Annotated in this window: 17 protein-coding genes; 6 read left to right on the plus strand and 11 right to left on the minus strand. The window is 70.9% G+C overall.

The annotated features are described in order from the left end of the window. Positions 1-181: 181 nt before the first annotated feature. Positions 182-1093 carry a helix-turn-helix transcriptional regulator gene (locus OG766_RS29100; RefSeq protein WP_328726560.1) on the minus strand — a complete coding sequence of 304 codons (912 nt, stop codon included), beginning with the start codon at positions 1091-1093 and terminating at the stop codon, positions 182-184. 126 nt (positions 1094-1219) lie between these two features. Here OG766_RS29100 and OG766_RS29105 point away from each other — a divergent pair, with 126 nt between their 5' ends. From OG766_RS29105 to OG766_RS29115, 3 genes are all read left to right on the plus strand, one after another. Further along, entirely contained in the window at positions 1220-3025 is a 1806-nt protein-coding gene (locus OG766_RS29105) for an AMP-binding protein (RefSeq protein WP_266387145.1), read from the plus strand. Beyond that, on the plus strand, positions 3022-4710 hold the full coding sequence (locus OG766_RS29110) for an AMP-binding protein (RefSeq protein ID WP_328726561.1): 1689 nt from the start codon (positions 3022-3024) through the stop codon (positions 4708-4710). The genes OG766_RS29105 and OG766_RS29110 overlap by 4 nt, the downstream gene beginning before the upstream one ends. A gap of 112 nt (positions 4711-4822) precedes the next feature. After that, positions 4823-5179, plus strand: coding sequence for a DUF805 domain-containing protein (locus OG766_RS29115; RefSeq protein WP_266387139.1), 357 nt, complete (start codon positions 4823-4825; stop codon positions 5177-5179). A gap of 188 nt (positions 5180-5367) precedes the next feature. Here the strand turns inward: OG766_RS29115 and OG766_RS29120 are convergent, their stop codons facing one another. Then, positions 5368-6213, minus strand: a complete 846-nt coding sequence (locus tag OG766_RS29120) for a hypothetical protein (protein WP_266387136.1) — start codon at positions 6211-6213, stop codon at positions 5368-5370. 271 nt (positions 6214-6484) lie between these two features. Here OG766_RS29120 and gcl point away from each other — a divergent pair, with 271 nt between their 5' ends. From gcl to OG766_RS29135, 3 genes are all read left to right on the plus strand, one after another. Further along, positions 6485-8272, plus strand: a complete 1788-nt coding sequence (gcl, locus tag OG766_RS29125; protein ID WP_266387133.1) for a glyoxylate carboligase — start codon at positions 6485-6487, stop codon at positions 8270-8272. Positions 8273-8623: 351 nt separating this feature from the next. Next, positions 8624-11305, plus strand: a complete 2682-nt coding sequence (locus tag OG766_RS29130; protein WP_328726562.1) for a SpoIIE family protein phosphatase — start codon at positions 8624-8626, stop codon at positions 11303-11305. Positions 11306-11409: 104 nt separating this feature from the next. Next, positions 11410-12570 carry an ABC transporter substrate-binding protein gene (locus OG766_RS29135; RefSeq protein ID WP_328726563.1) on the plus strand — a complete coding sequence of 387 codons (1161 nt, stop codon included), beginning with the start codon at positions 11410-11412 and terminating at the stop codon, positions 12568-12570. Positions 12571-13071: 501 nt separating this feature from the next. On the opposite strand, the gene OG766_RS29140 is transcribed toward OG766_RS29135, so the two are convergent. The 9 genes from OG766_RS29140 to OG766_RS29180 form a co-directional block, all read right to left on the minus strand. After that, positions 13072-14535, minus strand: a complete 1464-nt coding sequence (locus tag OG766_RS29140) for a catalase (protein WP_328726564.1) — start codon at positions 14533-14535, stop codon at positions 13072-13074. 216 nt (positions 14536-14751) lie between these two features. Beyond that, positions 14752-15666: a 2-hydroxy-3-oxopropionate reductase gene (locus OG766_RS29145; protein ID WP_266387125.1), complete on the minus strand. Its 915-nt coding sequence runs from the start codon at positions 15664-15666 to the stop codon at positions 14752-14754. A gap of 108 nt (positions 15667-15774) precedes the next feature. After that, positions 15775-16623 carry a TIM barrel protein gene (locus tag OG766_RS29150; protein ID WP_266387122.1) on the minus strand — a complete coding sequence of 283 codons (849 nt, stop codon included), beginning with the start codon at positions 16621-16623 and terminating at the stop codon, positions 15775-15777. 178 nt (positions 16624-16801) lie between these two features. Continuing rightward, the gene (locus OG766_RS29155) at positions 16802-17578 is read right to left on the minus strand and encodes a hypothetical protein (protein WP_266387119.1); all 777 of its coding nucleotides are present in this window, start codon (positions 17576-17578) and stop codon (positions 16802-16804) included. Positions 17579-17618: 40 nt separating this feature from the next. After that, positions 17619-18083, minus strand: coding sequence for a hypothetical protein (locus OG766_RS29160; protein WP_266388768.1), 465 nt, complete (start codon positions 18081-18083; stop codon positions 17619-17621). Positions 18084-18187: 104 nt separating this feature from the next. Beyond that, complete coding sequence (locus OG766_RS29165; protein WP_328726565.1) at positions 18188-19471, minus strand: MlaD family protein; 1284 nt, start codon at positions 19469-19471, stop codon at positions 18188-18190. Continuing rightward, positions 19468-20799: an MCE family protein gene (locus OG766_RS29170; RefSeq protein WP_328726566.1), complete on the minus strand. Its 1332-nt coding sequence runs from the start codon at positions 20797-20799 to the stop codon at positions 19468-19470. Before OG766_RS29170 ends, OG766_RS29165 begins: the two co-directional genes overlap by 4 nt. Continuing rightward, positions 20796-21929, minus strand: a complete 1134-nt coding sequence (locus OG766_RS29175) for an MCE family protein (protein ID WP_328726567.1) — start codon at positions 21927-21929, stop codon at positions 20796-20798. The genes OG766_RS29170 and OG766_RS29175 overlap by 4 nt, the downstream gene beginning before the upstream one ends. Next, positions 21929-22906, minus strand: coding sequence for an MCE family protein (locus OG766_RS29180; protein ID WP_266388765.1), 978 nt, complete (start codon positions 22904-22906; stop codon positions 21929-21931). The genes OG766_RS29175 and OG766_RS29180 overlap by 1 nt, the downstream gene beginning before the upstream one ends. Position 22907 lies beyond the last annotated feature (1 nt).

The raw sequence follows: 22907 nt of genomic DNA on the forward strand, positions 1-22907 counted from the left end.
GCGGCCCGGCCCGGGCCCGCGCCTGGGGACGCGAGGACGGACACGATGGTCTGGCACGGTCGGGCACGGTCGGGCGCGGTCGGTGCCAAGGTCCACGTCGGCGTCGCAATTGGCCTGCTCCAGTGCGCCGTCCGGTCCCGCACCCGCCCGCCGCACGCACCTCCCCGCCGCGTCCCGGCGCTCAGGCCAGCAGCCCTGCCCGTCTCGCCGCCGCCACCGCCTCCAGGCGTGTGTGGGCGCCCAGTTTGCGCATGGCCGCCCGGAGATAGCTCTTGACCGTCTCCGGGCGCAGGCCCAGCCGGGAGGCCGCGGCCGCGTTGGTGGAACCCGTCGCCACGCAGGCAAGCACATCCAGCTCGCGCGGCGCCAGGGCGATGCCGGTATCGCGGACAGCGGCACCGGGCGTGGCCGCGGCGGTGAGCCTGTCGCACATGGACAGCAGGTCGGCGCGGAGCCCGGCGTCCACGATCCGCGAGGCGAGCGCGCGGAGTTCGGAATGGATCTCGCGGACCTCCGCGCGCACTTCCGCGCGGACTTGTGCGCGCACCTCCTCGTCCGCCCGCGCAGGATGGTCGGGAGCCGGCGCCCGCTCCGCCGCCACCAGCCGCTCGACCTCGTCCCGTACGACCAGGCTCTGTTCCACGTCGCGCGCGGCCGCCACCGCCGCGTCGAGGGTGCGGTCGCCCAGGGTCAGCGGCTGCCGCAGCGCCCCGTACAGCACGCCCCGCACCTTCCGGCGTACGACGACGGGCACCGCGAGCACCGAGCGCAGCCCTTCCGCCGCCACCGCCGCGTCGTACTCGTGGCTGATGTGGCGCGCCGCGCGGTAGTCCGTCACCGCGCACGACCGCGACAGCGCGATCGCCCTGCCGCCGAGACCGTTTCCGGACCGGATCGCCAGGCCGCGCAGCGCGCCGGTCGCCGCGCCGTTGAGCTCGGCGATACGCATCCGGCGGGGCTCGCGCAGCAGACCGCCGAAGGCGATCTGCAGGCCGGTGGCGCGGCGCAGCCGCAGCAGCGCGGCCCGTACCTCCACCGCCTCCACCACCGCTTCCGCCCCCATCCCTGAGGCACCCGAGGTCGCTGAGGTCATCCGATTCGGCCCTCCCCGCAGCACGCCACCCCCGTACGGGGGGCACAGCACCCCCGTACGGGGGTAGTGAGACCTGCGTCACCGATTACACGATGTTGATGAGCGGTCCCGCAACGAGGAGGACACATGACGTCAGTCGGCGAGTCGGAAGGGTTCCGCGACGCGGAGAGGTTCCGGGACGCGGAGAGGCGCCGCGACGCGGAAGGGTTCCGGGACGCGGAAGAGATCCGAGCCGCGGAGGAGTTCGGAGACGCGGAAGGGTTCGGGGCCACGGAGAGGTTCCGGGCCGCCCGGGACTTCCTGCTGCGGCACCGGGAGGACTACCCGACGGCGTACGAGGGCTTCGCCTGGCCGCGCTTCGACCGGTTCAACTGGGCGCTGGACTGGTTCGACGCGATCGCCGAGGGCAACGACCGGCCCGCGCTGCACATCGTCGAGGAGGACGGCGACACGACCCTGCTCAGCTTCGCCGAGCTGAGCTCCCGCTCGAACCGTGCCGCGAACTGGCTCCGGCAGCAGGGCGTCCGCGCCGGCGACCGCATCCTCGTGATGCTCGGCAACCAGGCCGAGTTGTGGGAGACGGCCCTCGCCGCGATGAAGCTCAGGGCCGTCGTCATCCCCGCGACCCCGCTGCTCGGCCCGCTCGATCTGCGGGACCGCATCGAGCGGGGGCGGGTGCGCCAGGTGATCGTACGGACCGACGACACCGCCAAGTTCGACGAGGTGCCGGGCGACTACACCCGGATCGTGGTGGGCGCCGGAGGCGTCACGGGCTGGCTCCCGTACGAGCACGCCTACGCGGCACCCGAGGCGTTCGAGCCCGACGGCCCGACCCGCGCCGACGACCCCCTGATGCTCTACTTCACCTCCGGCACCACCGCCCGGCCCAAACTCGTCGAGCACACGCATGTGTCCTATCCGGTCGGCCATCTGGCCACCATGTACTGGATCGGACTGAAGCCGGGCGACGTGCACCTCAACATCTCCTCGCCCGGCTGGGCCAAGCACGCCTGGTCCAATCTCTTCGCTCCCTGGAACGCCGGGGCGACCGTCTTCATCCACAACTACACGCGCTTCGACGCGGGCCGGCTGATGGCACAGATGGACCGCGCCGGCGTCACCAGCTTCTGCGCCCCGCCGACCGTGTGGCGGATGCTGATCCAGGCGGACCTGACCCAACTGCGCACACCGCCCCGTGAGGTCGTCGCCGCCGGTGAGCCGCTCAACCCCGAGGTCATCGAATCCGTGCGGCGCGCCTGGGGCGTGACCATCCGCGACGGATTCGGACAGACCGAGACGGCCGTCCAGGTCTCCAACAGCCCGGGCCAGCTGCTGAAGGCGGGCTCCATGGGCCGGCCCAGTCCCGGCTTCCGTGTCGAACTCCTCGACCCCGTCAGCGGAAAGCCGGGCGCCGACGAGGGGGAGATCGCGCTGGATCTCTCGGCCGGCCCGGTGGGGCTGATGACCGGCTACCACGGCGACCCGCAGCGTACGGCCGAGGCGATGGCCGACGGCTACTACCGCACCGGCGACATCGGCGCGCGCGACGCCGACGGCTACATCACCTACGTCGGCCGCGCCGACGACGTCTTCAAGGCGTCCGACTACAAGATCTCGCCGTTCGAGCTGGAAAGCGCGCTGCTCGAGCACGACGCGGTCGCCGAGGCAGCGGTCGTCCCCGCACCCGACCCGGTGCGCCTCGCCGTGCCCAAGGCGTATGTGGTGCTCGCGGACGGCTGGGAGCCGACCGCCGACACCGCGCGGCAGATCTTCGCGCACTCACGGGCCGTCCTCGCGCCGTACAAGCGCGTGCGCCGACTGGAGTTCGCCGAGCTGCCGAAGACCGTGTCCGGGAAGATCCGCAGGATCGAGCTCCGTGAGCGCACGGCACAGGGCTCCACGGCCGAGTACGACGAGGGGGACCTGCGATGACCTCGCCCCTGTCCTACACGCACGGCACGGGAGAGGTCCCGCTGCTCGGCGACACGATCGGTCGCAGTCTCGACCGCGTGATCGGGGCGTATCCGCAGCGGGAGGCGCTCGTCGACGTCCCGTCCGGGCGCCGCTGGACGTACGCGGAGTTCGGCGCGGACGTCGACCGGCTGGCCCGGGCGCTGCTCGCGCGCGGTGTCGCCAAGGGCGACCGGGTCGGCATCTGGGCGGTGAACTGCCCGGAGTGGGTGCTCGTGCAGTACGCGACGGCACGCATCGGCGCGATCATGGTGAACATCAACCCGGCGTACCGCGCCCACGAGGTGGAGTACGTCCTGAACCAGGCCGGGGTCACGCTGCTCGTCGCCTCGCGTGCCCACCGGACGAGCGACTACCGGGCGATCGTCGACGAGGTGCGCGGCAACTGCCCCGCGCTGCGGTCGGTGCACTACATCGGCGACGACAGCTGGGACGAGCTGGTCTCGTCCGCCGAGTCCCCCGCTGAGTCCCCCGCCGGGTCCACGGGCGCGGACGAACCCACCGCCGGCCACACCGTCGACCACATGGCTGACCTCGCCGCCGAACTCGTCGCCCGTGAGGCGCAGTTGTCGTGCGACGACCCCGTCAACATCCAGTACACCTCCGGCACCACCGGGTTCCCGAAGGGCGCCACCCTCTCCCACCACAACATCCTCAACAACGGTTACTTCGTGGGGGAGATGATCGGCTACACCGAGCAGGACCGGGTCTGTCTGCCCGTGCCCTTCTACCACTGCTTCGGCATGGTCATGGGAAACCTCGGTGCCACCTCGCACGGCGCCTGCATCGTCATCCCGGCTCCGTCCTTCGACCCCGCCGCGACCCTGCGGGCGGTGCAGCAGGAGCGCTGCACCTCGCTCTACGGCGTGCCGACGATGTTCATCGCCGAGCTGAATCTGCCGGACTTCGCGACGTACGACCTGAGTTCGCTGCGCACCGGGATCATGGCGGGCTCGCCCTGCCCGGTGGAGGTGATGAAGCGGGTCGTCTCCGAGATGAACATGGCGGAGGTGTCGATCTGTTACGGCATGACGGAGACCTCCCCGGTCTCCACCCAGACCCGCCGCGACGACGACCTGGAGCGCCGCACCGGCACCGTCGGCCGGGTCCTGCCGCATGTCGAGGTCAAGGTCGTCGACCCGGTCAGCGGGGTGACCCTGCCACGCGGCGCATCGGGCGAGCTGTGCACCCGCGGTTACAGCGTGATGCTCGGGTACTGGAACGAGCCGGAGAAGACCGCCGAGGCGATCGACGCCGGCCGCTGGATGCACACGGGCGACCTCGCCGTCATCCGCGAGGACGGCTACGTCCAGATCGTCGGCCGTATCAAGGACATGATCATCCGAGGCGGGGAGAACGTGTATCCGCGTGAGATCGAGGAGTTCCTGTACGGCCATCCCAAGGTCGCCGACGTCCAGGTCGTCGGCGTCCCCGACGAGAGGTACGGCGAGGAGATCCTGGCCTGTGTCATCGCGCGCGATCCCGCCGACCCGCCGACGCTGGGGGAACTCACCGCTTTCTGCCGCGAACAGCTCGCGCACTACAAGATCCCCAGGCGGCTGGAGATCCTGGACGCCTACCCGATGACGGTGAGCGGCAAGGTGCGGAAGGTGGAACTCAGGCGACGATTCGGGGGCGCCGGATAACGTTTTGACCAGCGCACATCAAAGGCTCTATTTTCAGCCACCGGCCGAGTACCTCCGGCCGGTGGCCGCTCCATGAGGACCGGCCCTGCTCGCGATCCTTTGGGGGGACGCAATGAACTACTACCTGGATGTTCTGAAGAAGTATGCGGTGTTCAGCGGCCGTGCGCGCCGCAAGGAATACTGGATGTTCATCCTCTTCAACGTCATCGCCCTGGCCGTGACGTTCGCGCTCGACCTCGCCCTCGGCACCTCCCCGGTGATCTACAGCATCTACGCCGTGGCGGTGCTCCTGCCGAACCTGGGTGTGACGGTCCGCCGCCTGCACGACACCGACCGCTCCGGCTGGTGGATCCTCATCGCCTTCATCCCGCTCGTGGGCTCCATCATCCTGCTGGTCTTCCTCGCCAGCGAGGGCAAGTCGGCCGAGAACCAGTACGGCACGAACCCCAAGTTCGCCGCCGCTGCCTGACGAGGCAGTACGCCCGACGAGGCAGTACGCCTGACGTACACCTACGCCGGGGATACGCCTACGCCTGACGTATGTCGGCGGGCGTTCCGGTGAACGGGCGCGTCCGGCCCTCAGCGCCGTGGCCGACAGGAACTTCCTGTCGGCCACGGCGCTTTCGCGTGCCCGTCGCGCGCTTCCGTCCGTAAGCCCTACGCGCCGGTGGACAGCAGTTCGTCCGCCGGCGCGTTCACCGGCTGAGGGGTGCCGGTGAGGTCCATGACGAAGAGCGGGACGCCGAGATCGTCCGCGCGGGCCCGGGCGTCCGCCGCGTAGCCCGCGAGGGAGAAGAAGACGCTGACGGCGGAGGCGCTCAAGGCGTTCAGCCAGAGGCATTCGACGGCGCGCAGGCCCGTCGGCCGGGTGGTGGGGTCGACCTGCGCGACCAGGCCGGGCGCGCGCAGATCGATCCCGGAGGCGGGCCTCTCCTCGGGCTGGACGACCTCCTGGAAGCCGAGCCAGCGAAGGTAGAGCGCCGCGGCGGTCACCGCGTCGCGTGCCGTGCGGATCGTCACCGGGTGGAAGGTGGGGCGGGGCGCGGCGACCGTACGCGGCGGAGGGATGAGCGTGGGGCGGCCCGACGCAGGCGAGCCGATGGGCCCGGGGGACTCCGGGGTGCCGGGAGAGACGGACGGCTGGGCTGTCGTCCCGTCCGCAACGGGGCCTGCGGCGCCCGCCGCGGCCGCCGCGGCCCGCTGCGCCGCGGTCGCACCCGCCGACGACGTCGGCGCCGCCGTCACCGGTCGCACCGGGATGCGCAGCACCGTCCCGCACGGACAGCCCAGCTCCGGCTGCGGCCACTGGTCCTGACGCCCGCACGCCTGGCAGCGCACGGTGACCCAGTCGTCCGTCCAGGTGCGGTGCCGTATCGGTTCGGCGGGAGCGCCTCGCAGCAGGGGCGGGGCGAGCGGCGCCCCGCACGCGCAGGGATAGACGGGTGACGCGAACGTGTGCGTACGACGGCAGACCGGGCAGCGCACCGGTACGTGATCTCCCATGTCCGTCCCCCTCCGGCGCCCTCGGACGCGCCTCATGGTCCATCGTCCACCAACCGCGAGGCCTTGGGGAGGGACTTCGGCCATCGCCGGCCCGCCTCTGCCCCGTCCTCCCTTGACGCCACCCATGGCTCGGCCTAGATTGCTTCCGAATAGTAGAAACAAACTTCCGCATCATGGAAGAAGGTGCGGAGGGTGTAGGGACCAGCACGGAATCGACGCTCTCAGGTGGCGCGACAGAGCCCGATCCGCCAGGCCGAAGCAGGAGCACTCCATGCCTCGTATGACCGCCGCCCGAGCGGCAGTTGAGATCCTCAAGCGCGAAGGCGTCAGCCACGCATTCGGTGTGCCGGGCGCGGCGATCAACCCCTTCTACAAGGCCCTCAAGGAGGGCGGCGGCATCGACCACACCCTCGCCCGCCATGTCGAGGGCGCCTCGCACATGGCCGAGGGCTACACCCGGACCAACCCGGGCAACATCGGTGTCTGCATCGGTACGTCCGGTCCCGCCGGCACCGACATGATCACCGGGCTGTACTCCGCCATCGGTGACTCGATTCCGATCCTGTGCATCACCGGCCAGGCGCCGACCCATGTGATCCACAAGGAGGACTTCCAGGCCGTCGACATCGCCTCGATCGCCAAGCCGGTGACCAAGGCCGCGACGACGGTCCTGGAGGCGGCGCAGGTTCCGGGCGTCTTCCAGCAGGCCTTCCACCTGATGCGCTCCGGCCGCCCCGGTCCGGTCCTCATCGACCTGCCCATCGACGTCCAGCTCACCGAGATCGAGTTCGACCCGCAGACGTACGAGCCGCTGCCGGTCTACAAGCCCGCCGCGACCCGCGCCCAGATCGAGAAGGCGATCTCGTACCTGCTGGCGTCCGAGCGCCCGCTGATCGTCGCCGGCGGTGGCATCATCAACGCCGACGCCTCCGACCTGCTCGTCGAGTTCGCCGAGATCACCGGCACCCCGGTCATCCCGACCCTGATGGGCTGGGGCACCATCCCGGACGACCACGAGCTGAACGCCGGCATGGTCGGCCTGCAGACCTCGCACCGCTACGGCAACGCGAACTTCCTGGAGTCCGACTTCGTCCTCGGCATCGGCAACCGCTGGGCCAACCGCCACACCGGCTACAAGCTCGACGTCTACACCCGCGGCCGCACCTTCGTCCACGTCGACATCGAGCCCACCCAGATCGGCAAGATCTTCGCCCCCGACTACGGCATCGCCTCCGACGCCAAGGCCGCGCTGGAGCTCTTCGTCGAGGTCGCCAAGGAGCTGAAGGCGGCCGGGAAGCTCCCCGACCGCTCCGGCTGGGTCGCCTCCACGCAGGAACGCAAGGCCACGCTGCAGCGCCGCACGCACTTCGACGACATCCCGATCAAGCCGCAGCGCGTCTACGAGGAGATGAACAAGGCCTTCGGCCCGGAGACGCGCTACGTCACGACCATCGGCCTCTCCCAGATCGCCGGCGCGCAGATGCTCCACGTCTACCGGCCGCGCCACTGGATCAACTGCGGCCAGGCGGGCCCGCTCGGCTGGACCATCCCGGCAGCGCTCGGCGTCGCCACCGCCGACCCGGAGGCCCCGGTCGTCGCCCTCTCCGGCGACTACGACTTCCAGTTCATGATCGAGGAGCTGGCGGTCGGCGCGCAGCACCGGATCCCGTACGTCCACGTCCTCGTGAACAACTCCTACCTGGGCCTGATCCGCCAGGCGCAGCTCGGCCTGGACATCGACTTCCAGGTCAACCTGGAGTTCGAGAACATCAACTCCCCGGAGCTGGGCGTCTACGGCGTCGACCACGTCAAGGTCGCCGAGGGTCTGGGCTGCAAGGCCATCCGCGTCACCGACCCGAGCGAGCTGGGCGCCGCCTTCGAGCAGGCCAAGAAGCTCGCCGCCGAGTACCGGGTGCCGGTCGTCGTCGAGGCGATCCTGGAGCGCATCACCAACATCTCGATGAGCCGCACCGCGGACATCAGCGACGTCACCGAGTTCGAGGAGATCGCCACCGAGCCGGGCCACGCGCCCACCGCCATCAAGGCGCTCAAGGTCTGACGCACCATCCGCAGCCGGCCGGGGCGGTCCACCGTGGGGGTGGACCGCCCTTCGGTCGCGGGCTGCGGGCCGCGGGGCGCGGCCTGCGTCCCGCCTGATCGCCCGGGGACCGGAACCCGCAAACGATACAAATGAACTATGCGCGGAGCTTTGGTTCGAATCAGACGTAAGTTGCTGAATTCAACCAGGAGGATTCTGCCCGGTCGGCTGCACCGCCCGGGCCACGGCCGTCAGGGCCAGCAGGGCCAGCAGGGCCAGCAGGACCGGCAGGATCAGCAGGGCAAGCAGCACGACCGGCCGCCCCGAGGGGGTGGCGCGCGGCTGTCGCGGAGCCTGCGGTCCCCGCTGGGCATGCGCAGCCTCGCGGGCCAGGTGTTCCTCCTGCAGCTGGCGGTCGTGGTCCTCGTCGTCGCCGCCGGGCTGGTGGCACTCGTCGTGCAGGCCCGCCGCGACAGCATGGCGGACGCCCAGAACCGGACGCTCACCGCGGCCCGGACCTTCGCCAGCTCCCCGGGCATCCTCACGGCACTGGACAGCCCCGATCCCACGGCGATGCTGCAGGCGAGCGCCCAGCAGGTCCGTAAGGCGGCGGGCGTCGACGCCATCATCGTGTACCGGCCCGACGGGATCACCCTCACCCACAGTGACCCCTCCCAGATCGGGAAACACGTCATCGGCCCCTACGCCGAGGCGGCCGAAGGCAAGTCCTTCACCAGGACCTTCCAGGGCTCCCTCGGGCTGTCCGTGGTCTCGGCGGTCCCGGTCAAAGCCCCTGACGGCTCGGTCGCCGCCGTCGTCGCCGTCCCCGTCACGGTGGGCAACATCCAGAACAGGGTGAACCGGCAGCTGCCCGTCCTCTTCGGCGTCGCGGTGGGCTCCCTCGCCCTCGCCGGCGCCGGGTCGGCGCTCGTGAGCCGCCGGCTGCGGCGGCAGACCCACGGCCTCGGCCCGGCCGAGATGACACGGATGTACGAGCACCACGACGCGGTCCTGCACGCGGTACGTGAAGGGGTGCTGATCATCGGGGGCGACGGCCGGCTGCTGCTGGCCAACGACGAGGCCCGCCGGCTGCTGAACCTGCCGGCGGACGCGGAGCACCGCCACGCCGACGAGCTGGGACTGGAAGGGGACCTCGCCGAGCTGCTCACGTCGGAGCGCCCGGCCACCGACGAGGTGCACCTGGCCGGCGACCGGCTCCTCGCGGTCAACAAGCGGTTCACCGCCCCCCTGGGGCCGGCGAGCCGAGTGGTCACGCTGCGGGACACCACCGAACTGCAGGCTCTCGCCGGCAGGGCAGAGACGGCCCGCGAGCAGCTCCGGCTGCTCTACGACGCCGGGATGCGCATCGGCACCACCCTGGACGTCACCCGCACCACCGAGGAGCTCGCGGAGGTCGTGGTCCCCCGCTTCGCCGACATCGCCACCGTCGAGCTCCAGGACCCGGTCCTGCGCGGCGAGGAGCCGTCCGGCGCGAGCACCGAGATGCGCAGGACCACCGTCGTCGGCCTGGAGGGAGACCATCCGCTCCATCCGGCCGGGGAGCTGATCCGGTTCGTCCGCTCCCATCCCATGGGCGCGGGCGCGGGCGCGGCCGGCGGCCGCGCGGTCCTGGTGCGGGACCTCAACGCCTCCGAGGGCTGGCGGGCCCAGGACCCCGGCCGCGCCCGGCAGGTCCTCGACCTCGGCATCCACTCCCTGATCGTGGTCCCGCTGCGGGCCCGGGGGGTGGTGCTCGGAACGGCGCACTACTGGCGGGCGGACGGCTCCCCGCCGTTCGAGGAGGAGGACCTGTCCTTCGCCGAGGAGCTGGCCGCCCGGGCGGCCGTGTGCATCGACAACGCCCGCCGCTACACGCGTGAGCACACCATGGCCGTCACGCTGCAGCGCAGTCTGCTGCCCCGCCGCGTACCCGAGCAGACGGCCCTGGAGGTGGCCCACCGCTACCTGCCCGCCCGGGCCGGGGTGGGAGGCGACTGGTTCGACGTCATTCCGCTGTCCGGCGCGCGGGTCGCGCTCGTGGTCGGCGACGTCGTCGGCCACGGTCTGCACGCGGCGGCCACCATGGGCCGGCTGCGCACGGCCGTCCACAACTTCTCCGTCCTGGACATGCCTCCGGAGGAACTGCTGGGCCGTCTGGACGAGCTGGTGGCCCAGCTCGACAGCGACGAGGACCCCGCGGCCGGGAACGGGCAGGGGATCAGCGGGGCCACCTGCCTGTACGCCGTCTACGATCCGGTCTCCGGGCAGCTGGCCGTCGCCACCGCGGGCCATCCGGGACCGGCGGTCGTGCAGCCCGGCGGGACCGTCGACTTCCCCTCGCTGCCGATCTCCCCGCCGCTGGGCCTGGGGGCCGGTCTGCCCACCGAGAGCGCCGAGCTGACCGTGGCCGAGGGGTCCCGGCTCGTGCTCTACACCGACGGGCTGATCGAGGACCGCGAGCACGACCTGGACGTCGGTCTGGCGGCGCTGCGCGATGCGCTCGCCGGCCCCGACCGCACTCCGGAGGCCACGTGCGCCGCGGTCATCGAGGCCATGATGTCCGACCGGCCCAGGGACGACATCGCGCTGCTGGTGGCCCGCACCCGCCGGCTCGACCCCGGCCGGGTCGCCGAATGGGACGTGCCCCGGGACCCGGCGGCGCTGGCCCCGGTCCGCACGGCCTGTGTCCGCCGGCTGGAGGAGTGGGGCCTGGGGCACATCGGTTTCTCCGCCGAGCTCGTCCTCAGCGAGCTGATCACCAACGCCATCCGTTACGGCAGCGACCCCGTCAGGGTTCGGCTGCTCCACGACCGCGCCCTGATCTGCGAGGTCTCCGACGGCAGCAGTACCTCCCCCCGTCTGCGGCGCGCCACCCTCACCGACGAGGGCGGCCGGGGACTCTTCCTGGTCGCCCAGTTCGCCGAGCGGTGGGGGACTCGCTACACCCGGACCGGAAAGATCATCTGGGCCGAACTGTCCCTCCACGGCGGCGCCGGCCCGTCGGTGGAGGGCCTCGGCGACGCCCTGGTCGACCTCTGGGACGACACGGCGTGATGAGGGCCCCGGTGTGCCCCGGTTCGTCCGAGTACGCTGGCTCTGATGACCGGTTCATCGCCCCAGTGCACCAAGGAGGCACCACACCGCGTCCTGGAGCCCATGTGACCGCACCCCGTGTCCGAGCAGTGGCCGTCGTCGGCTGCTGTCTCGCTCTTGTGCTCCTGGGTGCCTGTGGCGAGAGTCCGCGCGCCGAGCCCAGGGCGCCACGGGTGGCCACCTCCGCCGAGGAGGCGGGCGGCATGAGGGCGCTGATCGCCGCGGCGAAGGGCGAGGGCGCGCTCAACGCGATCGCGCTTCCCCGTGATTGGGCCAACTACGGCGGTCTGATCGACGGCTTCGAGAAGAAGTACGGGATCAAGGTCACGGTCGACGATCCGCAGGGGTCCAGCCAGGACGAGATCGACGCCATCAAGAAGACCGGGCGGCGGGCCGACGCCCCCGACGTGATCGACGTGGGCGACACCTTCGCGCGGTCGGCGGCCCGGCAGAACCTGCTCGCGCCGTACCGGGTCGCCGCCTTCGACGCGATCCCGGACAACCAGAAGGACCCGCGGGCCCGCTGGGCGAACAACTATGGGGGCTACATCTCCATCGGCTGCGACGCCCGGCGCGTCGACCCCTGCCCCCGGACCTTCGCCGATCTGCTGAAGCCCCAGTACAAGGGCAAGGTGTCGCTCGACGGCGACCCCACCCGGTCCAACACCGCCTTCGCCGGCGTGTACGCGGCATCCCTGGCGAACGGCGGGTCGTTCGACGACATCGAGCCCGGTCTCGACTTCTTCGCTGAGCTGAGGAAGCGAGGCAACTTCAGCCCCGTCGAATCCACCTCCGCCGCGGTCGAGAGCGGGAGGACGCCCATCAGCATCGACTGGGACTACGTCAACCTCGACTACGCCGACCGGTTCCGCGGCCGGGGAGTGGATTGGCAGGTCGCCATCCCCTTCGACGGCAGCTTCGCCCAGTACTACGCACTCGCCGTCAACAAGGACGCCCCGCACCCGGCAGCCGCCCGGCTGTGGCAGGAGTACCTCTTCAGCGTCGAAGGCCAGAACCTCCGCCTCGTCGGCTACGCCCGCCCGGTGCTGATGGACGTCATGGCGCAGGACGGCACCCTCGACGAGGCCGCCGCCGCGAAGCTGCCGACGGTCGAGGGAACCCCGCAGTTTCCCACGGACGCGCAACTGGAGAAGGCGAAGAGAACGGTCGCCCGGGGCTGGCCGAAGACCGTCGCGCCCGGCTCGACCTCCCGGAGCACCCCGTGACCATCATGCGCTGAGAGGACCCCGGCGCCATGCTCCCGCGATGTTCCCGCTACACATGCGCGATCGGCCTGGGACCTCTGCGCGGAGGTCACAGGCCGATCGCTCGGGAACGCGGTGCGGGACCGTAAACCGCACCGTGCGCCCTGGCTTTGAGGCGTCTGAGGGTGTTGCCGCCCGACGGTGCGAGGCCGGCGAGACAGGACGTTCGCGCCGCCGGGCGGAGTCTGTGGGGTGGTGACCGGCCCCGGGAGAGGGGCCGCTGGGACCGCGGCGGGGCGATGGGCGTCCGGCCGGTCCTTCCTTCAGGTCAGGAAGGGCGCCGGGCGGCCCGTACCACCGCACTGGCTCGCACGCCGCCGCGGTCCTCGCGCTGTCCTCGCCGTCGGCCACCCCTCATCCGGGCCGGCGGTTCGGACGGCGTACGGAAGCCAGACCTCCCAGTCGGCTCCCGTACGCGGTCGGGAGAGCGAAACCCTCGCTCAGTACTCGCTCCGTGCGCGCTCAGTCCTCGCGCAGGGCGGTGACCGCCTCTTCGACGCGCTTGCCGTAGTCCGGGTCGGCGGCGTGGAAGTGGGCGAGGTTCTTCTCGATCACGTCGTCGCGGGAGACCTGCGAGAGGCCACCGGCGATGTTCGCGACCAGGCGGGACTTCTCGTCCGCCGACATCAGGCGGTACAGCTCGCCGGCCTGGTAGAAGTCGTCGTCCTTCGTGTGCTGCGGGGCGGCGTGGGTGCCCGTGTGGCCATGGACGGCCAGCGGAGCGGACAGGGCGGCGTCCGTCTGCGCGGGACCGGAGTACGAGTTGGGCTCGTAGTTCTTGTCGGTGCGCGAGCCGTTGCGGATGGCCATGAAGCCGTCGCGGCCGTAGTTGTCGGCTCCGCCGGGAACGGCCTTGGGGGAGTTCACCGGCAGCTGGGTGTGGTTGACGCCGAGACGGTAGCGGTGGGCGTCCGCGTACGCGAAGAGGCGGCCCTGGAGCATCTTGTCCGGCGAAGGGCCGATGCCCGGCACGAAGTTGTTCGGGGAGAACGCCGCCTGCTCGACCTCGGCGAAGACGTTGTCCGGGTTGCGGTCGAGGACGAGCCGGCCGACGCGCTGCAGCGGGTAGTCGCTGTGCGGCCACACCTTGGTGAGGTCGAACGGGTTGAAGCGGTAGTCCGCCGCCTCGGCCGCCGGCATGATCTGGACGTACAGCGTCCAGGACGGGTTGACCCCGCGCTCGATGGCCTGCAGCAGGTCGGTCTGGTGGCTGTTGGCGTCCGTGCCCACGACCTCGGCGGCCTGCTCGGACGACAGGCAGCGGATGCCCTGGTTCGTCTTGAAGTGGTACTTGACGAAGAAGGCCTCACCGGCGGCGTTGGTCCACTGGTAGGTGTGGGAGCCGTAGCCGTTCATGTGGCGGTACGAGGCGGGGATGCCGCGGTCGCCCATCAGCCAGGTGATCTGGTGCGTGGCCTCGGGGGCGTGGGCCCAGAAGTCCCAGACGTTGTCCGGCTCCTGCTTGCCCGTGAACGGGTCGCGCTTCTGGGAGTGGATGAAGTCGGGGAACTTGACGGGGTCCTTGATGAAGAACACCGGGGTGTTGTTGCCGACGAGGTCGTAGTTGCCCTCCTCGGTGTAGAACTTCAGCGCGAAGCCGCGCGGGTCACGGACCGCGTCCGCGCCGCCGAGCGAGTCGGCGACGGTCGAGAAGCGAAGGAACGTCTGGGTCCGCTTGCCGACCTCGGAGAGGAAGCCGGCCCGGGTGAACCCGGTGACGTCGTCGGTCACCTCGAAGTAGCCGTAGGCGCCGGAGCCGCGTGCGTGGACGACGCGCTCCGGGATGCGCTCACGGTTGAAGCGGGCGAGCTTCTCCAGCAGATGCTGGTCCTGGAGGAGGAGCGGGCCACCGACGCCGGCGGTGGCGGAGTTCTGGTTGTCGGCGACCGGAGCGCCGGACTCGGTCGTAAGCACGCGCTGCGTCATGGGTGGGAGGGTCGGCCTTCCGTGCGGGAGCTGCTGAAGCGTCAGGAGCGGAGCGTAGATTCGCTTCCGTGAGAACGTCAACAGTTTGTTGAAATGAAGGGTGTGAATCCGGGCCGCGGCTGCACTTGGGCGCGACAGGACAGGTGTCAGCGCAGCCACGGCCCGGATGTCGGGGGAGGGCCCTCGGGCCCTGGGTGCGGGCGGAGCCGGCCGGGCTCAGGCCACCGGTTCGCCCGAGAGGCGCTCGACGGCGCGGAGCAGGGCCGAGTGGTCCAGGCCGCCGTCGCCCTGCGCGCGCAGGGAGGCCACCAGCTGGGCGACGACGGCGCCGACCGGAAGCGACGCACCCACGTTGCGGGCGGCGTCGGTGACGATGCCCATGTCCTTGTGGTGCAGGTCGATCCGGAAGCCCGGCTTGAAGTCCCGGTTCAGGAAGTTGTCCTTCTTGCGGGTCAGCACGGTGGAGCCGGCCAGGCCGCCGTTGAGGACGTCGAGCGCGGCCTTGAGGTTCACACCGGACTTCTCCAGGAAGACGACCGCCTCGGCGCAGGCCTGGATGTTGACGGCGACGATCAGCTGGTTGGCGGCCTTCACCGTCTGGCCGGAGCCGTGCGGGCCGCACAGGACGATCGTCTTGCCGAGAGCCTCCAGGATGGGCAGGGCCTCGTCGAAGACCTCCTGCTCGCCGCCGACCATGATCGACAGCACCGCCTCGACGGCACCCGCCTCGCCGCCGGACACCGGGGCGTCCAGGACGCGGACGCCCTTGTCCGCCGCGTTCTTCGCCAGGTCGACCGAGGTCTGCGGAGTGATCGAGGACATGTCGATCAGCAGCGCGCCCGGCCTGGCGTTCTCCAGGATGCCGTCGGGGCCGTACGCGATGGCCTCGACCTGCGGGGAGGCGGGCACCATCGTGATGACGACGTCGGCGTCCGCGACGGCTTCGGCGATCGAGCCCGCGGCACTGCCGCCGGCCGCGGCCAGCCGGTCCAGCTTGTCCTGCTCCAGCGTGAAGCCGGTGACGGCGTAGCCGGCCTTCAGCAGGTTCTCGGACATGGGGGAGCCCATGATGCCGAGGCCGATCCAGGCGATCCTGGGAAGGGCGGCGCGGGAGTCTGCGAGGGAGCTCATTGGGGGTACCTCTCAGCGGTTGTACGAAGGTGAGGGGGCGTCGGACCCTCGAGAAGTCGAGGGGCGTCGGGCCCCGCGGGAGTCAGGCGGCGTCGGGCCCCGCGGGCGTCAACGCGCCCCGGCCGGGAGCCAGTCGAAGGACTCGGCGCTCGGGCGGTCGCCGGGCTTGTACTCCAGGCCGATCCAGCCGTCGTAGCCGGCCTTCGTCAGCTCGCCGAGGAGCTGCTCCAGCGGCAGCGAACCGGTGCCGGGGGCGCCCCGGCCCGGGTTGTCGGCGATCTGTACGTGGCCGGTCCGGTCCGCGTAGGCCTCGATGACCTGGCTGACGTCCTCGCCGTTCATGGACAGGTGGTAGATGTCGAGCAGGAACTTGGCGTTGCCGAGTCCGGTCGCCTCGTTGACCCTGTCCACGACCTCGATCGCGGCGGGTGCGCTCACCAGCGGGTAGAGCGGCGACTCCGGCTTGTTCAGGGTCTCGATCAGCAGGATCGCCCCGACCCGGTCGGCCGCGCGGGCCGCCGTGACCAGGTTCTCCAGGGCGAGTTCGTCCTGGACGGCCGGGTCGACGCCGTCGACGCGGTTGCCGTACAGCGCGTTGAGCGCCTTGCAGCCGACCGTGGCGGCGAAGTCCGCCGCCACGTCGATGTTGGCGCGGAAGCGGTCCGACTCCTCGCCGGGTACGGAGAGCGCACCGCGGTCCGGGCCGGGCAGCCGCCCGGCGTAGAAGTTCAGACCCACCAGCTGGGTGCCGGCGTCCACCAGCGCCTTCCTCAGGGCGTCCAGCTCTCTCTGGTCGGGCGTCGGGGTCTCGATCCAGGGCCACCACAGCTCGACCGCCGTGAAGCCCGCCGCGGCGGCGGCCGCGGGGCGCTCCAGGAGCGGGAGTTCCGTGAAGAGGATCGACAGGTTCACATCGAAGCGCTGGTCCGGGACTGCGCCTTCTGAGAAGCGGGCCATGGGAGTGTGGTGCTCCTTCCGTATTGCGGAAGTTTGTTTCTGCTTAACGGAAGATTGCCTGCCGTGGGGGAGGGCTGTCAAGACCCGGCCACGAAAGCGAGCGCAAAAAAGACCCCTGCTGAGGCACCCAGGGGGCGCCCCAGCAGGGGTACGGACAGGGGGTTCGGGCGGTCTGCGGCTACAGCGCGTCGACGGCACTCACCTTCCAGCCCTCCGAGGTGCGCGTGAGGGTCATCCGCACCCGGTTCAGATCGACGCGGGGCCCCGAGACCTGCGTGCTCCGGGTCACCTGGTTGACGAACAGCAGGACGACGGCCCTGTCGGGCGACGCCGACACCACCGAGGCCGCGGGGGCGCCACCGCCCGGTGGCTTCGCCACCGTCGCCTCGACCACGCCCTGGTACTTCTTCGCGGTCGGTGCCACCACCTTCGCCGTCGTCCTCCCGTACTCGTCGCGGAAAGCGCCGGTGAGATGGCCGCGCGCCGCGGCGAAGTCCCGGTCCAGATGCCGGTAGTCGTACGACAGGACGACCGGCGCCGCCTTCTGCGCGGCGGAGAGCGCCTGCCGCCGCGCCTGGTCCGTCTGCCGGGCGTCCCCGTACTCCCGTACGAGCACGACGGTCGCGATCAGGGCCACCAGGGCCAGGACGGCGAGGACGGCGGACAGCAGTCCGCGACGCCGCCGCCTCCCACGCGACGACGGCTCCTCCGGGTCCGGCTCTTCCGGGTCCGGCCCCTCCCAGTCGGGCGCCTCCCAGTCCAGCTCCGCCTCCTTCGCGCCCGGCTCCGGCTCCTCCGCGCGGAGCGTACGTCCGGCCACGACCGTGGCCTCGTCCGGCCCGTCCTCGCCGTTTCCTGGACGATGGGCGCGCTTGGCCGCCGCCCGGGCGGCCGCGGTCATGGAGCGGCGGGCGGGCGAGCCGACGCCGCGACCTCGGGTGCTCGTGTTCGCCACGGGGGTTCTCCTCTCTGGGGGAACGGGATACGGGATGGGTTCAGCCCACGAACTCGACGTCGGACGTGAGCCAGCGGCCGTTCTCGAGCACGAGGTCGAGCTGCAGCCTGTAGGTGCGGGCCTGCCCCTGGGGCGCGGCGACGTTGGTCACCTTGCTGTCGGCGACCACCAGGACCCGGGCGGTCCGCTCGTCGGCCCGGACGATGCCCGCCTCAAGCACCTGACCCTCGGAGACCGACTTGTTCGCGGCGACCAGCTTGGTCAGCTCGGCGGTCTGCGCCGCGAACTGCTCCTTGAAGTCGCCGGTGGCCCCCTTCAGCACGTTCGTGCTGTCCCGCCCGTAGTGCCGGTGGTCGAGCGAGGTGAAGTTCAGCGCGGACTGGCGCGCAGCGGCCAGGACGGCCTGGTTCCGCTGCTCCTCGACGCGCTGCTCGTACACCTCGAACGCCAGCCATCCGGACGTCGCCGTTGTCAGGACGGTCGCCACCGCGAGCGACGCGGGCATCGCCCTGCCCCGGCGGGCGGCCTCCGTCAGCCGGGTCCACAGCCGGCGCAGCGACTGCGCCACACGCGCCGCGCTGCCCCCGGTCGTCCCCCCGCTCACGTCGCTCATGCCATCGGTCCGACGAGCAGCCATTGCCACGAGTCCTTTCCGAACACGGTCTGTTCACCGCCGGTCGAGCCGATCTCGACGGGCGTTCCGTCCGGTCCGGCGGCGGTGCCGGTCTCCGGGTCGTACGGGGCGATGTACGCGGCCGGATCCGCGCCGCCGCCGGATCCGGCGCGCCCCGAGGCGCCGGGGGCGTTCTGGGCGCCGCGGACCGAGGTAGGGCCGCCGCGCGGGGCCGCACAGTGCGCACCGGTGTTCGCCGGCCGTTCGCTCGTGTCCGCCGGGTCACGCCGCTGCGTCCCGTACCCCTGCCGGCACGGCGGCGGATCGTCGGCGTTCACGACCAGGCCGAAGTGGGTGGTGCCGTCGCCCGGGATCACGGTGTAGCTGCCGGCGACGACCACGGGGAACGTGACCAGCGCCTGCTCCACACCCGGCAGCCGCGCCACCGTGATCTGGCCGCCACTGATCAGATTGCCCAGCAGCACCGGCACATGCGGCCGGGTGGACGTCAGCAGCGAGTTGACCTCCTGCGCGGCCGGCGCTCCGGCGCCGATCAGCCTGCGGATGTCCCCGTCACTGGACTTCAGCTCGGCGGTGAGGGCCGCCAGGTCGCGGGAGAAGGCCTTGATGGCCGAACCCTTGTCGGCCTGCGTCTTCAGGACCTTCCGCGAGTCCTCGATCAGCGAGATGGTCTGCGGGAGCGAGCCGGACGCCGACTCGACAAGGGCATTGCCCGAGTCCACCAGCCGGCTCAGCTCCGGTCCGGTGCCGGCGAAGGCCTTGCCCAGCTCGTCGACGGTGATCCGCAGATCCTCCTTGCCGACGGAGTTCACGAGCTTGTCCAGGCTGCCGATGATCTCCGTGTTGGGCAGCGGCCCCCGGGTGTCGCGGCGGGCGATCGTGCTGCCGTCCCGCAGATACGGGCCGCCGGAGGCGCGCGGCTGGAGGTCGACGTACTGCTCGCCGACGGCCGAACGGTTCGCCACCACCGCCACGGTGTCCGCGGGGATCCGCTGCCCGTCCTCGATGTCCAGCGATACCGACACCCCGTCCGCGCCGGTCAGCCGCAGCTCACCGACACGGCCGACCGGTACCCCGCGATAGGTGACCTCGGCGCCGGCGAAGATGCCCCCGGAGTCGGCGAAGTCGGCCGCCACGGTGTAATCGTTGTCCAAGAGGCTGTCGACCAGCCCCGTGTAGCGGGCGCCGACGTAGGACACGCCGACGGCGGTGACCGTGGCGAAGGCGAGCAACTGGGCCTTGACCGTACGTGTGATCACGGCAGCATCCCCTTCAGCATGAGCTCGGCGAGGGCGGGAGAGACCCCGGGCGGGAAGCCGTCCTCGTCCCCGCTCCCGTTCTCGTAGGAGGCGTAACTGCCGGTGCACACCGGCGGGCAGAGCGCATCCCCGTCGTCCGAGGGGGCCGAGGGGCTGCCGGGACCGTCCGGCGCGCCCGGCAGCGCGGTGGGCGTCGGCACACCCGGGACCGCGGGGACCTCCGGGACGCCCGGGACGTCCGGGAGGCCGGGGACCTCGGGGAGACCGGGCTTCCCCGGCTTGTCCGGCTTCCCGGGTTCGTCGGCGAGGTTGCCGTAGATGCCCGCGAGGTCGAGATCGGCGGTGATCTTGAGATTGACGTAGTCGCCCTTGATGGCGTCCACCGCGTTGCGCGGGAACGGATAGGTCGTCAGCAACTCCAGGGCGTTCGGCAGATCGTCGCCCGCCTTGTTCAGCTGCTCCAGGATCGGGCGCAGACTCCGCAGATTGGCGATCACATCGTCCCGGGACGCGTTGATCACCTTGGTGCCGCTCTTGCCGAACTCCGACAGCGCGGTGAGCATCGACGTCAGCTTCTTCCGCTGGTCGGCCAGCACTTTCAGCGCGGGCGGCATGGTGTCGACGGCCTGGGCGATCGTCTTCTGCTCCTGACCGAGCCGCTTGGCCAGGCGGTCGATGCCGTTCAGCGCGCGGACGATCTCCTTGCGCTGCTCATCGAGGCCGCCGACGAAGGTGTTGAGCTCCGTCAGCAGGGATTTGACCCGGTTCTCCCGTCCTTCCAGGGCCTTGTTGAGCTCCGTGGTGATCGTCTTGAGCTGGGCCACCCCGCCGCCGTTGAGCAGCGCCGACAGAGCGGACAGCACCTCTTCGATCTCCGGGTTGCGGCCGCTGCGGGACAGCGGGATCCGGGCGCCGTCGGTGAGCCTGCCGACGGGCGTGGTGTCCACCGGGGCGGACAATGCCACGTACTTCTCGCCGAGCATGCTGGTCTGGCGCAGCTCGGCGATCGCGTTGCCCGGCAGCTTCACCGTGTCCGAGATACGCAGCCGCACCGTGGCGTGCCAGCCGTTCAGCTGCACCTTCTCGACCGCGCCCACGGTGACGTTGTTGACCTTCACCGCGGACTGGGGCACCAGGTCGAGGACGTCCCGGAACTCGACGGTGACCCGGTAGGCGTTTCCGTCGGCGGCCGCGCCGCCGGGCAGCCCGACGTCGTACAGACCGTTGAACTCGCAGCCCGTCAGCAGCAGCGAGCCGGCCGCCGCCCACACCGCCGTGCTCGTGCGGAGCACTTTCCCACGGAGCGGCTTGTTACGCGGATCGCTCATGCGCCGGCCTCCAGGATTCCGCCCAGCGTCCGGTCGACCGAGCCGGTCCCGGAGACGGGCAGGGCGCCGCCCGGCCGGATCTCCGGCAGGGAGTCGAACAGCTTCTGCAGTTCCCGGCAGTCCGCCGCCTTCGCGTCACCGGTCGTGCTGAGCAGCGAGCACAGCAGCGCGGCCGGATCCTGCGGATGGTCGGGGTTGTTGCGCGTGTCGAGCGTTCCCGCCCCCGCGTTGTAGGCGTTCTGCAGATTCGACAGCCCGGTCGGGGCGACCTCCAGCAGCTCCGCGAGCGCCGCCTGCTGGGTGACCAGCACCTTGGTGACCTTGCTGAGCCCCTCCACGTTCGACGTCAGCGACTTCTTGTTCTTCCGTACGAAGTCCGACACATCGGCGAGCGCCACCCCCAGATGCCGCAGCGCGGCCGCGAGGTCCTTGCGTTCCGCGGCGAGCTGCCCGGCCACCTGCTCCAGGCTGTCGTTGAACGACCGCACGTTCTTGTCGTCGGCGGCCAGCACGGCCGTGAACACCTGCAGATTGCGGATCGTGCCGAACATGTCCTTCCTGCCGTCGGACAGCGTCGTCACCGCCAGGGAGAGGTCCTCCACCGTCTGGTGCAGGTTCTCGCCCTGCCCTTCGAGGTTGTCCGCGCTCACGCCCAGCAGCCGGGACAGCGAACCGTCCTTGTTCGCGCCGCGCGGGCCCAGCGCCTCCGCCGTCGTGTGCAGACTCTCGAAGACGCGGTCCAGCTCGACCGGCACGGCCGTCCGCTTCTCCGGGATGACATCGCCGCTGCGCATCACCGGGCCGCTCCGGTACACCGGCAGCAGCTGTAGGTAACGGTCGCTGACCACCGAGGAGTTGATGATCGCCGCCTTGGCATCGGCAGGGACCCTCCGTCCGGGGTCGTACTCCAGCGTCACCCGCACCCGCTCGCCCTGCGGAGTGATCTCCTTGACCTCACCGATCCGGACGCCCAGCACCCGTACGTCGGAACCGGGATAGATGCCGACCGTGCGCGGGAAGTACGCCGTGACCCGGACCGGATCCGGCTGCGGCCACAGCGTCACGACGGCCGCGGCGATGACCGCCGGCGCCGTGACCAGCGCCGCCCGGCGCAGCAGACGCCTGCTCATCACGAACCTCCCGTCCGCGGGACCACCGGAGTGGCGACCATGTTCTGGATGTAGCTGTCGAACCAGCGGCCGTTGCCGAGGGTGTTGGTGAAGACCCGCACATAGGGCGCCATCAGCTTGATGCTGCGGTCGAGGCTCGCCTGATTGCGTTCGAGCATCGCCACCACCGTGTTCAGGCCCTTGAGCGCCGGGCCGATCTCCGCGTTGTTGTCCTTGACCAGGCCGGACAGCTGGATGCCGAGCGCGGCCGAGCTCTTGAGCAGGGCGTGGATCGCGGCCCGCCGCCGTGCGATCTCCTTGAACAGCGCGTCGCCGTCCTTGACCAGCGTGGAGAACTCGCCGGAGCGCTCCGCGAGCACCTCGCTGACCCCGTTCGCGTGGTCGAGGAGTTCACGCAGCGCCTGGTCGCGGGACGCGACCGTACGGGAGATCTTCGACAGGCCCTTGATGGACGCCTTCACCTCGGCGGGGGAGTCCTCGAAGGTGGTGGAGATGGTGTCGAGCGCCTGCGCCAGCTGCTCCGTGTCGACCTTCTCCGTCGTGGTGGTCAGATCGCTGAAGGCCGCCACGACGTCGTACGCGGGAGTCGTCCGGTTCAGCGGGATCTCGCTGCCCGGCTTCAGCTGCCCCGGACCCTTCGGTTCCAGCGCCAGGTACTTCGCGCCCAGGATCGTCTTGACGCGGATGGCCGCGCCCGTCCTGGTGCCGAAGTCCGGCTCGCCCTTGACGCGGAAGACCACTTTGACGTGGTCTCCGTCCAGGTCCACCTCGTCGACCTTGCCGACTTTCACCCCGGCGATACGGACCTCGTCGCCGGGCTTGAGCCCGCCCGCCTCCGAGAACGCCGCGCTGTACGTCTCCCCGTTGCCGATCAGGGGAAGGCTGTCGGCGTTGAACGCGGCGACGGTCAGCAGCCCGAGCGTGGTGAGGCCGACCACGCCGATCACGACGGGATTCCTCTCCCGGAACGGGATCATG

The sequence above is a fragment of the Streptomyces sp. NBC_00259 genome (assembly GCF_036181745.1).
Taxonomy (GTDB): Bacteria; Actinomycetota; Actinomycetes; order Streptomycetales; family Streptomycetaceae; genus Streptomyces; species Streptomyces pratisoli.

Excerpts from the sequence above, each read along its gene's own strand:
- OG766_RS29130 (WP_328726562.1), top strand. The coding sequence starts at position 8,624 with ATGCGCAGCCTCGCGGGCCAGGTGTTCCTCCTGCAGCTGGCGGTCGTG.
- OG766_RS29105 (WP_266387145.1), top strand. The coding sequence starts at position 1,220 with ATGACGTCAGTCGGCGAGTCGGAAGGGTTCCGCGACGCGGAGAGGTTC.
- OG766_RS29170 (WP_328726566.1), bottom strand. The coding sequence starts at position 20,799 with ATGAGCGATCCGCGTAACAAGCCGCTCCGTGGGAAAGTGCTCCGCACG.
- OG766_RS29120 (WP_266387136.1), bottom strand. The coding sequence starts at position 6,213 with ATGGGAGATCACGTACCGGTGCGCTGCCCGGTCTGCCGTCGTACGCAC.
- gcl (WP_266387133.1), top strand. The coding sequence starts at position 6,485 with ATGCCTCGTATGACCGCCGCCCGAGCGGCAGTTGAGATCCTCAAGCGC.
- OG766_RS29175 (WP_328726567.1), bottom strand. The coding sequence starts at position 21,929 with ATGAGCAGGCGTCTGCTGCGCCGGGCGGCGCTGGTCACGGCGCCGGCG.
- OG766_RS29100 (WP_328726560.1), bottom strand. The coding sequence starts at position 1,093 with ATGACCTCAGCGACCTCGGGTGCCTCAGGGATGGGGGCGGAAGCGGTG.
- OG766_RS29145 (WP_266387125.1), bottom strand. The coding sequence starts at position 15,666 with ATGAGCTCCCTCGCAGACTCCCGCGCCGCCCTTCCCAGGATCGCCTGG.
- OG766_RS29160 (WP_266388768.1), bottom strand. The coding sequence starts at position 18,083 with ATGCCCGCGTCGCTCGCGGTGGCGACCGTCCTGACAACGGCGACGTCC.
- OG766_RS29150 (WP_266387122.1), bottom strand. The coding sequence starts at position 16,623 with ATGGCCCGCTTCTCAGAAGGCGCAGTCCCGGACCAGCGCTTCGATGTG.
- OG766_RS29140 (WP_328726564.1), bottom strand. The coding sequence starts at position 14,535 with ATGACGCAGCGCGTGCTTACGACCGAGTCCGGCGCTCCGGTCGCCGAC.
- OG766_RS29110 (WP_328726561.1), top strand. The coding sequence starts at position 3,022 with ATGACCTCGCCCCTGTCCTACACGCACGGCACGGGAGAGGTCCCGCTG.
- OG766_RS29115 (WP_266387139.1), top strand. The coding sequence starts at position 4,823 with ATGAACTACTACCTGGATGTTCTGAAGAAGTATGCGGTGTTCAGCGGC.
- OG766_RS29180 (WP_266388765.1), bottom strand. The coding sequence starts at position 22,906 with ATGATCCCGTTCCGGGAGAGGAATCCCGTCGTGATCGGCGTGGTCGGC.